The sequence below is a fragment of the Streptacidiphilus fuscans genome, assembly GCF_015690355.1.
GTDB lineage: Bacteria > Actinomycetota > Actinomycetes > Streptomycetales > Streptomycetaceae > Streptacidiphilus > Streptacidiphilus fuscans.
Genome location: NZ_JADPRT010000006.1, coordinates 139376 through 154947 on the forward strand (window position 1 = coordinate 139376; position 15572 = coordinate 154947).

General features: G+C 72.5%; 18 protein-coding genes and 1 pseudogene. 14 read left to right on the forward strand and 5 right to left on the reverse strand.

From position 1 onward, the window contains the following. Nucleotides 1-98 precede the first annotated feature (98 nt). Together I2501_RS16460 and pknB are read left to right on the forward strand one after the other, a co-directional pair. A complete protein-coding gene (locus I2501_RS16460; protein WP_196194796.1) occupies nt 99-1304 on the forward strand; it encodes a PucR family transcriptional regulator in 1206 nt (401 codons plus the stop codon). Nucleotides 1305-1569: 265 nt separating this feature from the next. Next, nucleotides 1570-2637: pseudogene (pknB, locus tag I2501_RS16465) on the forward strand (Stk1 family PASTA domain-containing Ser/Thr kinase); the annotation flags it as partial. A gap of 276 nt (nt 2638-2913) precedes the next feature. Here the strand turns inward: pknB and I2501_RS16470 are convergent. After that, nucleotides 2914-3672 carry a YoaK family protein gene (locus I2501_RS16470; protein ID WP_215909692.1) on the reverse strand — a complete coding sequence of 253 codons (759 nt, stop codon included), beginning with the start codon at nt 3670-3672 and terminating at the stop codon, nt 2914-2916. Between the two features lie 290 nt (nt 3673-3962). Between I2501_RS16470 and I2501_RS16475 the strand changes: the two genes are divergently transcribed. The 11 genes from I2501_RS16475 (at nt 3963) to I2501_RS16525 (ending at nt 11305) form a co-directional block, all read left to right on the forward strand. Then, entirely contained in the window at nt 3963-4208 is a 246-nt protein-coding gene (locus I2501_RS16475) for a chaplin (protein ID WP_196194798.1), read from the forward strand. 184 nt (nt 4209-4392) lie between these two features. Continuing rightward, the gene (locus I2501_RS16480; protein ID WP_328806402.1) at nt 4393-5172 is read left to right on the forward strand and encodes a YhjD/YihY/BrkB family envelope integrity protein; all 780 of its coding nucleotides are present in this window, start codon (nt 4393-4395) and stop codon (nt 5170-5172) included. A 66-nt stretch (nt 5173-5238) separates the two neighbouring features. Continuing rightward, the gene (locus I2501_RS16485; protein ID WP_196194799.1) at nt 5239-5697 is read left to right on the forward strand and encodes a MarR family winged helix-turn-helix transcriptional regulator; all 459 of its coding nucleotides are present in this window, start codon (nt 5239-5241) and stop codon (nt 5695-5697) included. A gap of 104 nt (nt 5698-5801) precedes the next feature. After that, a complete protein-coding gene (locus I2501_RS16490; protein WP_328806430.1) occupies nt 5802-7577 on the forward strand; it encodes an MFS transporter in 1776 nt (591 codons plus the stop codon). 90 nt (nt 7578-7667) lie between these two features. Further along, a complete protein-coding gene (locus I2501_RS16495; protein ID WP_196194800.1) occupies nt 7668-8075 on the forward strand; it encodes a hypothetical protein in 408 nt (135 codons plus the stop codon). A gap of 132 nt (nt 8076-8207) precedes the next feature. Then, nucleotides 8208-8594: a LapA family protein gene (locus I2501_RS16500; protein ID WP_196194801.1), complete on the forward strand. Its 387-nt coding sequence runs from the start codon at nt 8208-8210 to the stop codon at nt 8592-8594. Between the two features lie 158 nt (nt 8595-8752). Beyond that, a complete protein-coding gene (locus I2501_RS16505; RefSeq protein ID WP_196194802.1) occupies nt 8753-9127 on the forward strand; it encodes a DoxX family protein in 375 nt (124 codons plus the stop codon). Between the two features lie 36 nt (nt 9128-9163). Beyond that, nucleotides 9164-9958: an Fpg/Nei family DNA glycosylase gene (locus I2501_RS16510; protein ID WP_196194803.1), complete on the forward strand. Its 795-nt coding sequence runs from the start codon at nt 9164-9166 to the stop codon at nt 9956-9958. Nucleotides 9959-10079: 121 nt separating this feature from the next. Beyond that, the gene (locus I2501_RS16515; RefSeq protein ID WP_196194804.1) at nt 10080-10334 is read left to right on the forward strand and encodes a hypothetical protein; all 255 of its coding nucleotides are present in this window, start codon (nt 10080-10082) and stop codon (nt 10332-10334) included. Further along, nucleotides 10331-10789: a type II toxin-antitoxin system VapC family toxin gene (locus tag I2501_RS16520; protein WP_196194805.1), complete on the forward strand. Its 459-nt coding sequence runs from the start codon at nt 10331-10333 to the stop codon at nt 10787-10789. Before I2501_RS16515 ends, I2501_RS16520 begins: the two co-directional genes overlap by 4 nt. Nucleotides 10790-11017: 228 nt before the next feature. Then, on the forward strand, nt 11018-11305 hold the full coding sequence (locus I2501_RS16525; protein WP_328806403.1) for a hypothetical protein: 288 nt from the start codon (nt 11018-11020) through the stop codon (nt 11303-11305). Nucleotides 11306-11307: 2 nt separating this feature from the next. Here I2501_RS16525 and I2501_RS16530 read toward each other — a convergent pair whose 3' ends face one another. From I2501_RS16530 to I2501_RS16545, 4 genes are read right to left on the reverse strand one after another with little or no spacing between them, the layout of a single operon-like run. Then, nucleotides 11308-11691 carry a hypothetical protein gene (locus I2501_RS16530; RefSeq protein WP_196194807.1) on the reverse strand — a complete coding sequence of 128 codons (384 nt, stop codon included), beginning with the start codon at nt 11689-11691 and terminating at the stop codon, nt 11308-11310. A gap of 50 nt (nt 11692-11741) precedes the next feature. Continuing rightward, on the reverse strand, nt 11742-12653 hold the full coding sequence (locus I2501_RS16535) for a carbohydrate kinase family protein (RefSeq protein ID WP_196194808.1): 912 nt from the start codon (nt 12651-12653) through the stop codon (nt 11742-11744). After that, the gene (locus tag I2501_RS16540; protein ID WP_196194809.1) at nt 12650-13612 is read right to left on the reverse strand and encodes a pseudouridine-5'-phosphate glycosidase; all 963 of its coding nucleotides are present in this window, start codon (nt 13610-13612) and stop codon (nt 12650-12652) included. Before I2501_RS16540 ends, I2501_RS16535 begins: the two co-directional genes overlap by 4 nt. Nucleotides 13613-13664: 52 nt before the next feature. Continuing rightward, nucleotides 13665-14561: a LysR family transcriptional regulator gene (locus I2501_RS16545; protein WP_196194810.1), complete on the reverse strand. Its 897-nt coding sequence runs from the start codon at nt 14559-14561 to the stop codon at nt 13665-13667. A gap of 69 nt (nt 14562-14630) precedes the next feature. On the opposite strand from I2501_RS16545, the gene I2501_RS16550 reads away from it, so the two are divergent. Beyond that, a complete protein-coding gene (locus I2501_RS16550; RefSeq protein WP_215909693.1) occupies nt 14631-15560 on the forward strand; it encodes an EamA family transporter in 930 nt (309 codons plus the stop codon). Nucleotides 15561-15572: the final 12 nt, after the last annotated feature.

The window sequence follows — 15572 nt, forward strand, 5'->3', positions numbered from 1 at the left end:
CGTCGCCGACGCCATCGCCGACGCGCCCGTTTGAGATGGGCCACACCGGCCACCCGGCCCGTTACCCGGGCGGTCGGGCTTCGCTACGCTCCCAGCGCATGTCAGCCGATTCACGCGTCGTCCTCACGGCAGTGGCTGCCCGGGTGATCGACCGGCTTCCCGAGCTCAGCGCCCGGATCGACGAGTTGATCGTGGCCCACGAGGGCGCCTACCAGAGCGGTGGGGCCGTCCCGCTCACCGTGCTCACCCGCTCCGTCGACGCCAACATGCACTCGATCCTGGAGGCGCTGGCCGGAGCGGCGCGTCCGGAGGACGACGAGCTGGCCTGCGCCCGCACGACCGGCCGGCACCGCGCCCAGCAGGGCGTGCCGCTGGAGTCCGTGCTGCGCGCGTACCGCCTGGCCACGCAGGTCATCCTGCACGCGATGATGGCCGAGGTCCGTGGGCGGCCCTACGACGAACTGGAGGCCTTCCTCGACGTCACCACCGCCGTCACCGAGGTGGTCGACCGCCACTCGCAGGCCGTCGTCGACGGGTACCGGCGCACCGAGGCCGAGCTGCGGCACCGGGACGCACAGCGTCAACAGGCCATGTTCGACGCGCTGTTGGAGGGCCGCGGCAGCGACTCGCAGACCGCGGCGGAGGCGCTCGACGCGCTCGGCCTACCGGCGACCGGCCGCTACGCCGTCGTCGTGGCCGCCTTCGACGTGGCGGCCCAGCACACCTTCAGCGCCGCCCGTGACGCGCTGGCCGCCTACGGCTTCACGGCCGCCTGGCGAAGCCGCAGCGACCGTGAGATCGGGCTGGTGTCACTGGCGGACGGGCCACTGTCACGCCTGCTGTCGACGCTCCGCCGCACGCCGCTCGGCCGGGTCGGGGTGTCGGACGCGTTCGACGGCGTCCGGGACGTGCCGGACGCCCACCGCTGGGCCGAGCTCGCGGCGCGAACGATCCCGCCGGGTGAGGCCGAGGTCGCCTCGATCGCGGAGCGGCTGCCCGAGGCACTGCTGGCGGCCAGCCCGGCGCTTGCCGAACGCCTCGCCCGGGACACCCTCGGCGGCGTGCTCGACGTCGCCCCGGAGGAGCGGGACCTCCTGCTGCACACCCTGGCCGAGTGGTTCGACCACGGCCGCTCGGCGGCGCGCGCCGCACTCGTCCTCTACTGCCATCGCAACACGGTGGTGAACCGCCTGCACCGCATCGAGCACCTCAGCGGCGGCAGTCTGGACGACCACCGGTTCCTGCTCCACTGCTATCTCAGCCTGCTGACGCTCCGACCACCACGTCCGAGCGCCGCGGGCTGACGAACTGACGGGCCGACGGTTCGCGCATCGGCCGACGCGGGCCCGTGCGGAGCACGTTCGGGGGACGTTCAGCGGCAGTCGGCACAGAGCCTTTTCACAGCTTCGGCCCGATATGGGTGTGATCACTGTCACAGCAGGCCGGATCGCGTCCGTCCTGCCGGTCACGGTTCCGTTACCACGGCATTCACCCTGTAGCGTGATCGCCGCACGGTCGACGCACGCTGACGCGACGTCCGGGTCGGCAGCGGTTGGAGAGGGCTGAAGCATGGAAGAACGGCGTCGTCTGGGCGGACGGTACGAGCTGGGCGGCCTCCTCGGACGAGGCGGCATGGCCGAGGTGTACATCGCCCATGACGTCCGGCTCGACCGGACCGTCGCCGTCAAGACCCTGCGCGCGGACATGGCTCACGACGAGACCGGCCTGGCCCGCTTCCGCCGCGAGGCGCAGTCCACGGCGAGCCTCAACCACCCGGCCATCGTCGCCGTCTACGACACGGACGAGGACCAGTTCAACGGCGCGTCGATCCCGTTCATCGTGATGGAGTACGTCGAGGGCTCCACCCTGCTCAAGCTGGCCCAGAGCGGTCGCCGCCTGCTGCCCGAGCGCGCGCTGGAGATGACCGTCGGCATCCTCCAGGCGCTGGCGTACTCGCACCGCAGCGGCATCATCCACCGCGACATGAAACCGGCCAACGTGATGCTGACCCGCACGGGCCAGGTCAAGGTGATGGACTTCGGCATCGCCCGTGCCATGGGTGACGCCGGAATGACCATGACGGCGACCTCCGCCGTCATCGGCACCGCCCAGTACCTCTCCCCCGAGCAGGCACGCGGCGAGCAGGTGGACGTCCGCACCGACCTCTACTCCACCGGTTGCCTCCTCTACGAACTGCTGGCCCTGCGCCCGCCGTTCATCGGCGACTCCCCGATCTCGGTCGCCTACCAGCACGTCCAGGACCAGCCGCTGCCGCCGTCGACGTTCGACCCGCAGATCCGGCCGGAGATCGACGCCATCGTGCTGAAGGCGCTGACCAAGGACCGCGAGGCCCGCTACCAGACCGCCGACGAGATGCGCGCCGACATCGAGCGCGTGCTGGGCGGCCAGCCGCTGACCGTCGCCGCCCCGATGGTCAACACGGTCGCGGCCGGCTCCCGCAACCAGGACTTCGGCGCCCCGCAGGGGGCCTCGCGGCCGGCGGCTGCGGCTCCGTCCCCCGCCACGACGTACGGCACCTCGCGGCCCCGCGCCGCCGCGTCCGCGTCCGGCGGGGGGAAGGACCAGCGGCGGGCGTACGCGCTGATCGCGCTGCTGGGGGGCGTGGTGTTGCTGGTCTCGTGCCTCGCAACGCAGGCGTTGATGAGCTGACTTCGGTCGTTGCACTACCTAGGGGCCCGGGGCTCTGCTGATGTGCGGCTCCGCCGCGTGGGCGCGACCAGGTGGTGCTGTCGCTCCCGCAGGTAGTTGCACTACCTCAGGGGCGCGGGGAACTGCGCGACAAGCCACCCTGGGACGTAAAGCACCTAACGCGCAGGGCCATCCACACAGGGTGGTTGGCCGCGCAGCTCCCCGCGCCCCTGAGGTAGTGCAACTGCGCCCCTGACGTTGGGGTCAAGCTTCCGCTGTCATCGCGACAGCGACAAGCAACACCAGTGCGATCGTCAACGCCCAGGCCGCGCCGACGTGCAGGAACACCCCTCCGCCGCACAGCGCGCCGCACAGCATCGCCGTGACCGACAGAACCCTGCGGAGGGACGCGTGGGCGGGTTTGTCGGTGGCGAGACCGGTGAGGGTGAGGGTCAGGACGGTGGTCGTCAGGTCCGGGACGGCGAGCCTGCGGACCACCGCGTTCTGCATGCCCATGCCGCAGCCGAGCAGGGCGATCAGCCCGACCTTCGCGCCGACCGAGGTGTGTCCCGCCGTGGCCGCGACGACGATCGCCGCCGCCACCAGCAGCGACTGGACGCCGACGACCGTCCGGAACAGCGGGACCGTCGCCGCGCCGGAACCCGCGCCGGAGCGCGAGTCGGAACCCGCGCCGGCGGCCTCGCGGAGGCCGGAGAAGCGGCCGACCAGCCACGCGCCCGCCGCGAACGCGCCGATGGCGAGCAGGGAGGCCCAGACCGACAGGTCCGGCGCACCGGCCAGGGAGAAGCCGAGGAAGACCACGTTTCCAGTCATGTTGGCGACGAAGACCCGACCGAGCCCGAGGTAGCTGACCGCGTCCACCACCCCCGTGACGAAGGTCAGCACGACCAGCAGCACCGGCAGCGCCCCGAAGCGGTTGCCGTCCGGCGGGAAGAGGCGGTCCGCCGCACTCCGCAGCAGCTCGCGCACGCCGCCCGAACCCGGCTGCTGCGACTCGGTCATGACGGCTCCTCCGACGGCTCGAACGGCCGTCCTGGCACGTGGAGGGCCAGAGGCGAGCTTCTCATGAGCCACGACCACGCGTCCTGATTGGCGGGACTGGTCCGCTCGGGCGTCGGCGGCCGTCAGCGCGGTGACGTCGTTCAGCCGAGAGGGTGAAACGTCGCGCTCGGGCGATCCCCCCGGGCCCCCACCGGCGTTGGTGCGGTGTACGTCGACTCGCTGGTCGGGTCGACAACAGACGTGATCCACGGATCTTCTGATCCACCGACAGTTCCTGAAGGGACAGTTTCATGCGTAGCACCAAGCGCGGGCTCCTGGTCACCGTCGTCGCCGCCGCCGGCATCGTCGCCGCGGGCGCGGGCGTGGCCTCCGCCAGCAGCACCGCCAACGGGGACGCCTCCAACTCCCCCGGCTTCATCTCCGGCAACCTGGTCCAGGTTCCGGTCCACATCCCGGTCAACGCCTGCGGCAACACCGTCAACGTGATCGGCGCCCTGAACCCGGCGTTCGGCAACGGCTGCGTCAACAACGGCTGAGCCACCGCGCAACTGGGTGCCCCCGCTCCGACCGCTTCCGCGGCGGGGCCGGGGGCACCGGCGTTTCCGGACACCCCCACGGCATCCGCCTCACCGCATACACGCGCATCCGCCGCCCGACGTGCGCCACACCGGAGCGCGCCGCTTTCTGGCGGAGTGCGCGGCCTGGAGCGATCCTGTGATCGTGAGGCACGCGGCTGCGCACTTCCTGCACCGGCTCTGGGAGGAGGGCCGGGAGGTGGAGATCCTGCAACGCTCCATGGCCTTCGCCGCGCTCTTCTTCGTCACGCTGGTGCCGCTGCTGGTGGTCATCTCCGCGGCGTCCGCGTCCCGTGGCAACGGCATCACCCAGTGGATCACCGACGGTCTCGGCCTCTCCGGCTCGGGCGCGCACGCCGTCCGGATGCTCTTCGCCTCGCGCAAGCAGACGCTCAGCACCACCACCGCCTTCGGCCTCGCCGCACTCGCGGTCTTCGGCCTCTCGCTGCTGGCCTCCATGCAGACCGCCTTCGAGCGGATCTGGAAGCTGCCGCGCGGCCCCTGGCACACCACCTGGCGGCAGGCCGTGGGGCTGGCCGGGCTGATCGGCTACATCCTGATCGCCGCCTGGAGCGGCGTGCCGTGGCAGAGGACCGTGCTGCAGCCGACGCTGCACGTGGTGGCGACGATCTTCGGTGGCCTGGTCATGTTCTGGTGGTTGCAGTGGCTGCTGCTCGGCTCCCGGGTGAGCTGGGGCCGCCTGCTGCCGGGGGCGGTGTCGACCATGGTGGCCCTGGCCGGGCTCCGGGTCTTCTCCCGTTTCGTCTTCGCCCCGCTGCTGGTCTCGAACGCGGTCTCGTACGGGACGGTCGGCACGGTGCTGATCTTCCAGTCCTGGATGATCGGCTTCGGCTACACGATCTACGGCGGCGCGCTCGCCGGCCGCATCCTCGCCGAGGCGCACCCCACCCACACCGATCACTGACCTCCTTGCTCGGGAGGGGCCTCGGGGGGTAGTTACAACTGATTGATTAAGCTAGTGTAAGTATTCGTGGAAGCTACCCCATCCCCCGAGCACGCGCCCGAGCACGCGCCCGAGCTCGCAGCCGGACTGCGGCTTGCCGTGGGCCGGATCGCGCGGTCGCTGCGGCAGGCGCACGCCGTCGGCGACCAGACGCTGTCCGAGGTGTCCGTGCTCGCCCGGCTGGACCGGGACGGCCCGATGTCGCCGAGCGCACTGGCCGCGTGCGAGCGGGTCCGCCCGCAGGCGATGGCCACCACGCTGGCCGGGCTTGTCGACCGCGGGCTGGTCGCCCGTGCACAGGACGCCAGCGACGGCCGACGCATGCAGATCTCCCTCACCCCGGACGGCCTGCGGTTCCTGTCCGACCGCCGCTCGGCGTCGCTCCGGCGGCTGGCCGAGGCGGTCGACGCCGCCCTCACCCCGGCCGAGCAGGAACAGCTGCTCGACGCCATCCCCCTGCTGGAACGACTCGCGGAGCAGCTGTGATACCCGACCAGCCCTCGTCCGGGAAGGCTCCTTCCGAGAAGGGTCCCTCCGACAACGCCCCGTCCGGCACGGCCCCGTCCGGCCAGTCGCCCGCTGGCGCGACCGTGGTGCGGAGCGACCGCTACAAGTGGGTCGCGCTGTCCAACACCACGCTCGGCGTGCTGATCGCGACGGTGGACAGCTCCATCGTGATCATCTCGCTGCCCGCGATCTTCCGCGGCATCGGCCTGGACCCGCTCTCCCCCGGCAACATCGGCTACCTGCTCTGGATGATCCTCGGCTACACCCTGGTCTCCGCCGTGCTGGTGGTGGCGCTGGGTCGGCTCGGCGACATGTTCGGCCGGGTCCGGATGTACAACATCGGCTTCGTCGTCTTCTCGCTGGCGTCGCTCGCGCTCTCGCTCGATCCCCTGCGCGGCGGCGGAGGCGCGCTCTGGTTGATCGGCTTCCGCATCGTCCAGGCGGTCGGCGGCTCGATGCTGACCGCCAACTCGGCCGCGATCCTCACCGACGCCTTCCCGTCCCGGCAGCGCGGCATGGCGCTGGGCATCAACCAGATCACCGCCCTGGCGGGCATGTTCCTGGGTCTGCTGGCGGGCGGCGTGCTCGCGGCGATCGACTGGCGTGCGGTGTTCTGGGTCAGCGTCCCGATCGGCGTGGTGGGCACGTTCTGGTCGTACCGGAGCCTGCGCGAGGTCGGCACCCGCAAGCCGGGGCGGATCGACTGGGTCGGCAACATCACCTTCACCGCCGGGGCCGCCGTGCTGCTGGCCGGGGTCACCTACGGGATCCAGCCCTACGGCGGCCACTCCACGGGCTGGACCAACCCGTGGGTGCTGGCCGGGCTCGGCGGCGGCGTGCTGCTGCTGGTGGGGTTCTGCATCGCCGAGACCAAGGTCGCCGACCCGATGTTCCAGCTGAGCCTCTTCCGCATCCGCGCCTTCGCGGCGGGGAACATCGCGGCGCTGCTCATCGCCATCGCGCGCGGCGGCATGCAGTTCATGCTGATCGTCTGGCTCCAGGGCATCTGGCTGCCGCTGCACGGCTACAGCTTCGAGCGGACGCCGCTGTGGGCGGGCATCTTCATGCTCCCGCTGACAGTCGGCTTCCTGATCGGCGGCCCGGCGTCCGGCTACCTGTCCGACCGTTACGGCGCGCGGCTCTTTGCGACCACGGGTCTGCTGCTGGTCGCCGGGTCGTTCATCGGCCTGGTGCTGCTGCCGGTCGACTTCTCCTACCCCGCGTTCGCCGGGCTGCTCTTCGTCAGCGGGCTGGGGCAGGGGATGTTCTCCGCGCCCAACACGTCGTCGATCATGGGCAGCGTCCCGCCGGGCCAGCGCGGCGTGGCGTCGGGCATGCGGTCCACGTTCCAGAACTCCGGGACCGCGCTCTCCATCGGCCTGTTCTTCTCGCTGATGGTCGTGGGCCTGTCCGGCACGCTGCCGCACACGCTGAGCAGCGGCCTTCAGGCCCAGGGCGTCCCGGCGGCGACCGCGCACCAGGTCGCCTCGCTGCCGCCGGTGGCGACGCTGTTCGCCACCTTCCTCGGCAACAACCCGATCGGCCACCTGCTCGGCCCGAGCGGCGTGCTGAACACGCTGCCCGCGCACGCGGTCCAGACCCTGACCGGCAACAGGTTCTTCCCGGAGCTGGTCTCCGACCCGTTCCACCACGGGCTGGTCACGGTCTTCGGCGCGGCGGCGCTGATGGCCCTGGTCGCGGCGGGTGCGTCGATGCTGCGCGGCAAGCACCAGGCGGCGTCCGCGACGGCGGGCCGTCCGGGCTCCGGCACCGGTTCCGGTCCTGGTCCCGAGGCGGACGCGTCCGGCGGCTCTGCGGCTGCCGCCGGACAGGACGACGCGGCCACGACCCGTTCCTGACTCCCTGGAATCAGGCAGGGCCACCACAGGGTTTCCACAAAGTGGCCCCGTAGGGTCCAGGTCCACCTGCGAGTGATCGGAGCACGACCCATGGCAGAACTGCACATGTTCGCGGGCGGAACCACCGTCGAGGACCGGCTGGTCCCCGACGCCGCCTGGTGGGTCCGGCCCGCGCACTCCTCGCGGGGACGCCAGGCGCTGGAGATCTACCACGGCGACAGGCTGCTCGACGTGATGGTCGAGGGCGCGCTCGCGCCCGAGGTGCTGCGCGGCGCCGTCCGCGGCGAGCCCGCCGAGCCGGTGCTGGCCTGGGGCCTGCTCGCGGCCGAGGACGGGGTGCCGGAGGTCCGCTTCGGCCGGGAGTCGGCCGCGGCGGAGGTTCGCGTCGTCGCGGACGTCTTCTGGGTTGCGCTCGGGCCCGCGGACGCGGACCGGGTCACCGTCCTCGCCCACCCGGGCGCCGAGCCGGAGGGCCTCCGGGTCGGCCGACCGCGCTGAGCCTCCTGGTTGAGCCTGCCTGGTTGGGCCGTCTGGTTGAGCTGACTGGAGGAACAGGCCCGGCCGAACGGTCAACCGCTCCTTCCCGGGTATGAGCCCGACACGGAGAACACGACCGGGCGGAGGAGCGACATGGCCAGGAAAGACACCCCCGCGTCCGCGCCCGCGCCCGACACCGCACTGTCGGGCGCGCAGCAGGACCACGACCCCCACCGGCACCTGCGCCGCACCCGGCTGAGCTCGGCCTGGGTGGCCACCATCGTCGCGGCCCTGGTGCTGGTGCTCCTGCTGATCTTCATCCTGGAGAACAGCGCCCGGGTCGACGTCTCCTTCCTCGGCGCCCACGGCCACCTGCCGCTCGGCGTGGCGCTGCTTCTGGCGGCGGTCTGCGGCGTGCTGCTGGTCGCCATCCCGGGCACGGCCCGGATCCTGCAACTCCGCCGCGCGGGCAAGAAGCTCGCCGCCGCGCCTCCGGCCCCGGCCCCGGCCCCGGCCCCGACCGAGCCCACCGACACCTGACGACGTCACGGCGGCAACGGCTAAGCTCTGCTACCGACCGGTAACGAGGGCTCACCGACCGCTGCGAGGCATCCGTGTACGCGACGACGACACCCGAGCGATCCGCCGCATGCGCCCGACCCGCAGCATCCGACCGCTCGGCCCGACGGCTCGCCGGGTTGCTCGCCACTGCAGGGGCCCTGCACTTCCTCTCCCCCAAGCCCTTCGACGCGATGGTCCCGCGCGCCCTGCCCGGCCCCGCCCGCGCGTGGACGTACGCCAGCGGGGTGGCCGAACTCGCCGTCGCGGCGGCCCTGGCCTCGCCCCGTCACCGTCGGCTGGGTGGTCGGCTCGCGGCCGGGCTCTTCGTCGCCGTGCTGCCCGCGAACGTGCAGATGGCGGTCGACTGGCGGGAACGGCCGCTGCCGCTCAGTGCCGGTGCCTGGGCTCGGCTGCCGCTGCAACTGCCGCTGGTCGTCGAGGCCGTCAAGGTCGCTCGTGGCAGCGGCGGCGTCAGTGCCCCGTGCGAGGATGGTCGCCCCAGCAGGGTGTGAGACGGCACGCATGACGCGGGACGGGAGGAGCGCGAGGTGCCCGAGGGCGATTCGGTCTTCCTGGCGGCCAAGCAGCTGCACGACGCGCTGGCCGGGCAGTCGCTGACCGTCTCCGACCTACGCGTCCCGGCCCATGCCACCGCCGACCTGACCGGCCGCCAGGTGCTGGACGTGACCCCGCGCGGCAAACACCTGCTGAGCCGGATCGAGGGCGGCCTCACCCTGCACACGCACCTGCGCATGGAGGGCCGCTGGCGGGTCTTCCCCACCGGCGCGCCCTGGCACGGCGGCGCATCCTCGCAGATCCGCGCGGTCCTGGGCAACGCGACGAGCACGGCGGTCGGCTACCGCCTCGGCATCGTCGAACTCCTCCCGACCGCCGCCGAACCGCGCATCGTCGGCCACCTGGGCCCCGACCTGCTCGGCCCCGACTGGGACCCCGCCGAGGCCGTCCGCCGACTGACCGCCGACCCCCGACGCGGCTTCGCCGAGGCGCTGCTCGACCAGCGCAACCTGGCCGGGATCGGCAACGTCTACGCCAACGAGCTGTGCTTCATGGCGGGCGTCTCCCCGTGGACCCCGGTCGCGGACGTCGCCGAGCTTGACCGCGTCGTCCGCCTCGCCCACCACCTGCTCACCGTCAACCGCCTCCAGCACGCCCACGTGACGACGGGTGACCCCCGCCCCGACCGCCAGAACTGGGTCTACGGCCGCACCCACAAACCCTGCCGCCGCTGCGGCCGCCCCATCCGCACCGGCCGCCTCGGCACCCCACCCAAGGACCGCACAGCTTTCTGGTGCCCCCGCTGCCAGCCCCGCCCACAGACGTGAAGGCCGCGACGGCTCTCTCCGGATCCTCACACCTACGGGGGACACCACGCGGATTCGCAGGCGCGCCACCGCTCGGACCAGGCACCATGACGTCGACGGCACAGGCGATTGGAGGACTGTTATGGACAACGCACAGGCGCCACCCGAGCCACCGACGATCACGGCTCATGTCACAGTGACCGGCGAGGCCGCAGAACTACTCCGCGACCTCGCAGCGGTCGCCGGCCGGAGCCCTGAAGAGCTGGCGTTGGAGTACGCCACGGGGAAGTTGGTCCTCCCCACCACGGACCAACCGGTTGAGTGGGCAGTGTTCGAGGGACCGACCGATCTTTCGGAACGCAGCGAGGAACTGCTGCAACAGGGCATGGGCCAGTGACTCTCGACGCTCCGCGTACAGCAGTCGCGGACACCTCCGTACTGCTTGCCGCGTTCAACCACCGCGATCAGCGTCACGACCGGGCAGTCGAGGCGTTGAACATGCCGCGAGTGCTGATGATCTCCCCACTGGTAATGGCCGAGCTGGACTACCTCCTGCACCGCCAGGCCTGCGAAGCAGTCGCCGTCGACACGGTGACCCGACTGGTCGCACTCGCCGGGCAGGGCATCGTCCACTTCGCGAGCGTGGACCGTGGGTTGTACGTGGAAGCCGAGGAAGTCCTGCGTCGTCACAAGGGCATGCGACTCGGCCTGACCGATGCCGCCAACGTCGTGCTGGCGCACCGGCTGCACCGTCCCGCCATCGCGAGCTTCGACGGGCACTACCTCAGCATCGCGCCGCGCTCGGAGCGTGAACAACCCCTGTGGGTCGCCCCGGGACCGAGCGAATCCTGAGCGAGGCTCCCCACTCATGCGCCGGTGTCGAGGCCCGGAGCATTAACCTCAAGCGTGGCCAGAATCAGTCTTTCCCGGACCGTGGATGTTCCCGCGAGCGTGTGCTGGCGGCGTGTCACGGACTGGGGACGTCATGGTGACCGGGTGCCGTTCACGCGGGTGTTCGTCGCGCGGGGGTCCGGGCGGGAGTGTGGGGACGTCGTTGTCGCCCGGACCGGGGTCGGGTCAGTGGGGTTCGACGATCCGATGGAGATCGCGGAGCTGCGCGCGCCGGAGCCGGGGCCAGACGCGGAGGGGTCCGGATTCTGTCGGCTCGTCAAGCGCGGTCGGCTGGTTCGTGGTTGGGCCGAGCTGAGCGTCACGTCCGTGCGCGGCACATCGCAGACGGAGGTGCGCTGGGAGGAGGAGATCCGGGTGGCCGGTGTGCCGGGGTTCGCCGATCCGGTGGTCGCCGTCGTGGGCCGGGTCGTGTTCGGGCGGGCGTTGGATCACCTGTTGCGCGGCGGGCCGCGCTGAGCTCAGCCGCCCGTGCCCGTCAGGGCGACGATGCGGCTGTCGTAGCCCGGGCCGACGTCGGCGGTGAGGACCACGTCGGAGTGGTGGGTGTGGGAGTCGACGGTGATGTGGTGGTCGTCGCCGCAGACGCGGGTGACCATGTCGCTGCCGAAGTAGAGGCCGAGGTGCATCTGGACCGCCTTGAGGAGGACGCAGCCGTGGTCGCTGGTGACCTCACCCCGTAGGTGGAACGCGCCGTGGTCCCTGGTGACGAGCAGTCGGGCGTGTCCGCTGACGGAGGAGTCGCCGCTGTAGGCGTCCAGGGTGATCGTCTGGTGGTCCGGCGTGCGGGTGAGGGCGGTGCCCGCCAGCATGAGGACGCCGGCGGCGACAGCGTGGAGCTTCATGTTCCCTTCAACCGCGGGATCGGCCGCAGGTCACCGACCACGGACCGGGATCATCCGGATGGCCGCGCCCCCTGACGCTGGACCGCGCGGGCGCCCGCCGCGCAGGCGTGGACGGCGGCGCGGAGGGGGTCGGTCCCGGCGAGGCGGGCCGCCAGCAGCGCGCCCGCGAAGGCGTCACCCGCACCCGTCGTGTCGACGGCGGGTCGCTCCAACATCGGCGCGGGGACGCGGCCCAACAGCCCCTCCGGACCGGCCAGCAGCGCGCCGCGCGGGCCCAGTTTCACCGCGACCAGGCTTCCCGTCCGCTCCGCGAGCAGCACTGCGGCGCGCTCGGGGTCGGTGGCGCCGCTGAGCAGTCGCGCCTCGTCGAGGTTGGGCAGCAGCACATCCGTCCCGGCGCCCACCAGTTCCAGAAAGCGTGCCGGTCCGAGCAGGCCCAACTCGCCTGCCGAGGCCGGGTCGACGCTGACGCCGAGCCCGCGCTCCCAAGCGCGTCGCAGCAGCAGTCGGGCCAACTCCCGCCCCGGCTCGGCGAAGAGGAGGTAGCCGGAGAGGTGCAGCCAGGCCGTGCCGTCGAGCAGGGCGTCGTCCCAGTCGGCGATGCCGAGGGCCGCGCTCGCGCCCCGGTCGTTGAGCATGGTCCGCTCGCCCCGCTCGTCGACCAGGCAGACGACGACGGTGGTCGGCCGCTCCGCGTCGACGCGGAGTTCCGGCGTGACGCCGACGCGGCGCAGCTCGTCGCGGTGCCAGTCCGCCGACTCGCGGCCGACGCGGGCCAGCAGCGTGACCTCCGCGCCCGAATCGGCCGCCCAGGCGGCGACGTTGGCGGCCGAGCCGCCCGGGAGCAGCGCGATCGAGGCCGGGGTGTCGGTGGCGGGGGTCAGCCGTCCGGCGTGGACGGCGACGACGTCCGTGGCGAGGTCGCCCACGACCAGCAGCCGACCCGACGAACCCGGCGTCACCGCTCCGCCGAGGCGGACGAGGCGTGCGAAGTGTCCGAGGCGTACGCGACGGCCACCGCCGTGGCCACCCGCACGTTGCCGCGCACGGCGGCGAGGTTGGCTTCCAGCGACGCGCCGTGCGTGTGCTCGGCGAGGTAGGCGAGCAGGAACGGCGTGACCGCCTGCCCGGTGACGCCCTCTCGGCGGGCCGCGTCGAGGGCCTCGGCGAGGACCCGGTCGTGGAGGGCTGGGTCGAGCTGTTCGTCCGCCGCGACCGGGTTGGCCACGACCAGCGCGGACGAGGCGGTGCCGACCGCGTCCTGTGCCCGCATCACCGCAGCGACCTGGTCCGGCGACTCGGCGCGCCAGTCGACGGGCAGGCCGGAACTGCGCAGGTAGAAGCCGGGGAACAGGTCGGTGCGGTAGCCGATGACGCCGACGCTCAGCGTCTCCAGGCGTTGCAGCGTCGCGGGGACGTCGAGGATCGACTTGACCCCGGCGCAGACCACGGTGATCGGGGTCCGGGCCAGCAGCCCGAGATCGGCGGACTCGTCCTGGTCGGTGACCCACTCGCGGTGGACGCCACCGAGGCCGCCGGTCGCGAAGACGCGGATGCCCGCGCGCGCGGCGAGGTGGGCGGTGCCGGAGACGGTCGTCGCGCCGCTCTCCCCGAAGGCCAGCGCGGGCGCGAGGTCGCGGACGCCCAGCTTGCGAATGCCGTCCTGGAAGGCGATCCGCTCCAACTCGGCCTTGGCCAGGCCGATCCGGGCGCGTCCGTCGAGCACGGCCACGGTCGCGGGGACCGCTCCCCCGGCGCGGACCAGCGCCTCCAGCTCGTGTGCGAGCGCGAGGTTGCGCGGCCGGGGCAGGCCGTGGGCAATGATCGTCGACTCCAGCGCGACGACGGGCGCGCCGCGCTCCAGCGCGTCCCTGACCTCCGCGGAGAACTCCACAGCCTCGTGCGTCGCGTCGTTCGTCATGGTGGTGATCCTGACCGGTCGGTCCCGGCCCGAAACCCTCCGGCGTCACACGCTAACGCGCGTAGAGCTCGGCGAGCAGCGCGACGACGTCGTGGGTGGCCGGATGCGGGTCGCTGCGCCGCCAGATCAGGTGGACCGGGACCGGCGGCGCGTCGCGGACGCGGCGGTAGGCGATGCCGTCGCGCCGGTACTGGGCCACCGTGCCCTCCGGGGTGAGGCCGACACAGCGGCCGGTGGCGATGGCGGCGAGCCAGTCGTCGATGTCGCGGGTGTGCTCCAGCCGGGGGCGCTCGCCCTCGGGCCACAGGTCGGCGGTGGTGGTGCCGGTGCGGCGGTCCACGACGAGGGTGCGGGAGCGGAAGTCGTCCAGCAGCACCGTGCGCCGCGCGGCCCACGGGTCGTCGGCGGCCATGGCGCAGTAGCGGCGCTCCTGCCCGACCAGCGCGTTGGCGTGGTGGCGGGCGTCGACGGCGGTGCGGATGACGGCGAGGTCGCAGAGCCCCTCGTCCAGTCCGCCGGTGGCGGTGTTGCTGCGCACCAGCTGGAGTTCGACGTCGGGTCGGGCGCGCGCCCAGCGGCGTTGGAACTCGGCGGTGTGGCGGCCCATCGCCGACCAGGCGTGCCCGATCCGGAGCCGGGTGTGGCCGGTGGCGACCTCGGCGAGCAGGTCGTCCGCCTCCGCGAGCAGGTGCCGGGCGCGGCCGAGGACCCGCGTGCAGGCGGCGGTCGGCGTGACCGATCGGCTGGTGCGATGGAGCAGACGCACGCCGAGGACCTGTTCCAGGGACTGGATCGTGCGGGAGACGGCGGCCTGGGAGAGACCGAGTTCGGCCGCCGCGTCGGTGAAGCCGCCCGCGTCGACGACGGCCACCAGGCAGCGCAGGTGCCGGAGTTCGAGGCTGCCGCCGCGTTCTGCCTTGGTTCCGTCGGCTGCGCCCGTTCGATCCATGCGTCCAGCGTATCAATTGGCCGATCCATGCATTTTGTGCATGCATCAAGCGGGTGCATGGTCGATGACATGGCGACGCAGACGAGCAGGGCGGCGACGGGGCTCGGCGACCCGCGAACGGGGAGTGCGCAGGCAGGGAGTGCGCAGGCGGGTCAACTGGTCGGAACGGCAACGATGCTGGGCAGCGCGCTGTCCAACCAGGTCGGCGCGGCCGTGGCGGCGACGGCCTTCCCCGCGATCGGGCCGGCGGGGGTGGTCGCGGTGCGGCAGTGGGTGGCGGCCGTCGTGCTGGTCGCCGCCGGACGGCCGCAGCTGCGGTCGTTCACGCGGGCGCAGTGGTGGCCGATCCTGGGCCTGGCCGTGGTGTTCGCGACGATGAACCTGTCGCTCTACACGGCGATCGACCGGATCGGGCTGGGCCTGGCGGTGACGCTGGAGTTCCTCGGGCCGCTCGCCGTCGCGCTCGCGGGTTCGCGGCGCGCGATCGACCTCGGCTGCGGGCTGGTCGCCGGTGCGGCGGCGGTGGTGCTGGCGCGTCCGCAGCCGTCGACGGATTACCTCGGGATCGGGCTGGGGCTGCTCGCGGCGGCGTGCTGGGCCTCGTACATCCTGCTCAACCGGACGCTCGGGCAACGCGTCCCTGGCGCGCAGGGGTCCGCCGCGGCGGCGCTGGTCTCGGCGCTGCTCTACGTTCCGGTGGGTGCGGTGGTGCTGGTCCACCATCACGCGTCCGGGGGCGCGTTGGCGCGGGCGGGGGTCGCGGGCGTGCTGGCGTCCGCGGTGCCGTTCCTGGCCGACCTGTTCGCGCTGCGCCGGGTGCCGACGCGGTTCTTCGGGCTCTTCATGAGCGTCAATCCGGTGTTCGCGGCGCTGGTCGGGCTGGTGGTGCTGGGTCAGTCGCTCGGCTGGGTGGAGTGCGTCGCCATCGCGGCGATCGTGGCGGCCAACGCGACCGCCAGCGTGGCCTCGCTGCTGTCAGGACGACACCGAACAGCTTGACAATATTAGGTT

Bases quoted from the DNA above. Each gene is read 5' to 3' on its own strand.
- I2501_RS16475 (WP_196194798.1), top strand. From the start codon at position 3,963: ATGCGTAGCACCAAGCGCGGGCTCCTGGTCACCGTCGTCGCCGCCGCC.
- I2501_RS16545 (WP_196194810.1), bottom strand. From the start codon at position 14,561: ATGGATCGAACGGGCGCAGCCGACGGAACCAAGGCAGAACGCGGCGGC.
- I2501_RS16470 (WP_215909692.1), bottom strand. From the start codon at position 3,672: ATGACCGAGTCGCAGCAGCCGGGTTCGGGCGGCGTGCGCGAGCTGCTG.
- I2501_RS16550 (WP_215909693.1), top strand. From the start codon at position 14,631: ATGGCGACGCAGACGAGCAGGGCGGCGACGGGGCTCGGCGACCCGCGA.
- I2501_RS16540 (WP_196194809.1), bottom strand. From the start codon at position 13,612: ATGACGAACGACGCGACGCACGAGGCTGTGGAGTTCTCCGCGGAGGTC.
- I2501_RS16460 (WP_196194796.1), top strand. From the start codon at position 99: ATGTCAGCCGATTCACGCGTCGTCCTCACGGCAGTGGCTGCCCGGGTG.
- I2501_RS16530 (WP_196194807.1), bottom strand. From the start codon at position 11,691: ATGAAGCTCCACGCTGTCGCCGCCGGCGTCCTCATGCTGGCGGGCACC.
- I2501_RS16515 (WP_196194804.1), top strand. From the start codon at position 10,080: ATGGACAACGCACAGGCGCCACCCGAGCCACCGACGATCACGGCTCAT.
- I2501_RS16500 (WP_196194801.1), top strand. From the start codon at position 8,208: ATGGCCAGGAAAGACACCCCCGCGTCCGCGCCCGCGCCCGACACCGCA.
- I2501_RS16495 (WP_196194800.1), top strand. From the start codon at position 7,668: ATGGCAGAACTGCACATGTTCGCGGGCGGAACCACCGTCGAGGACCGG.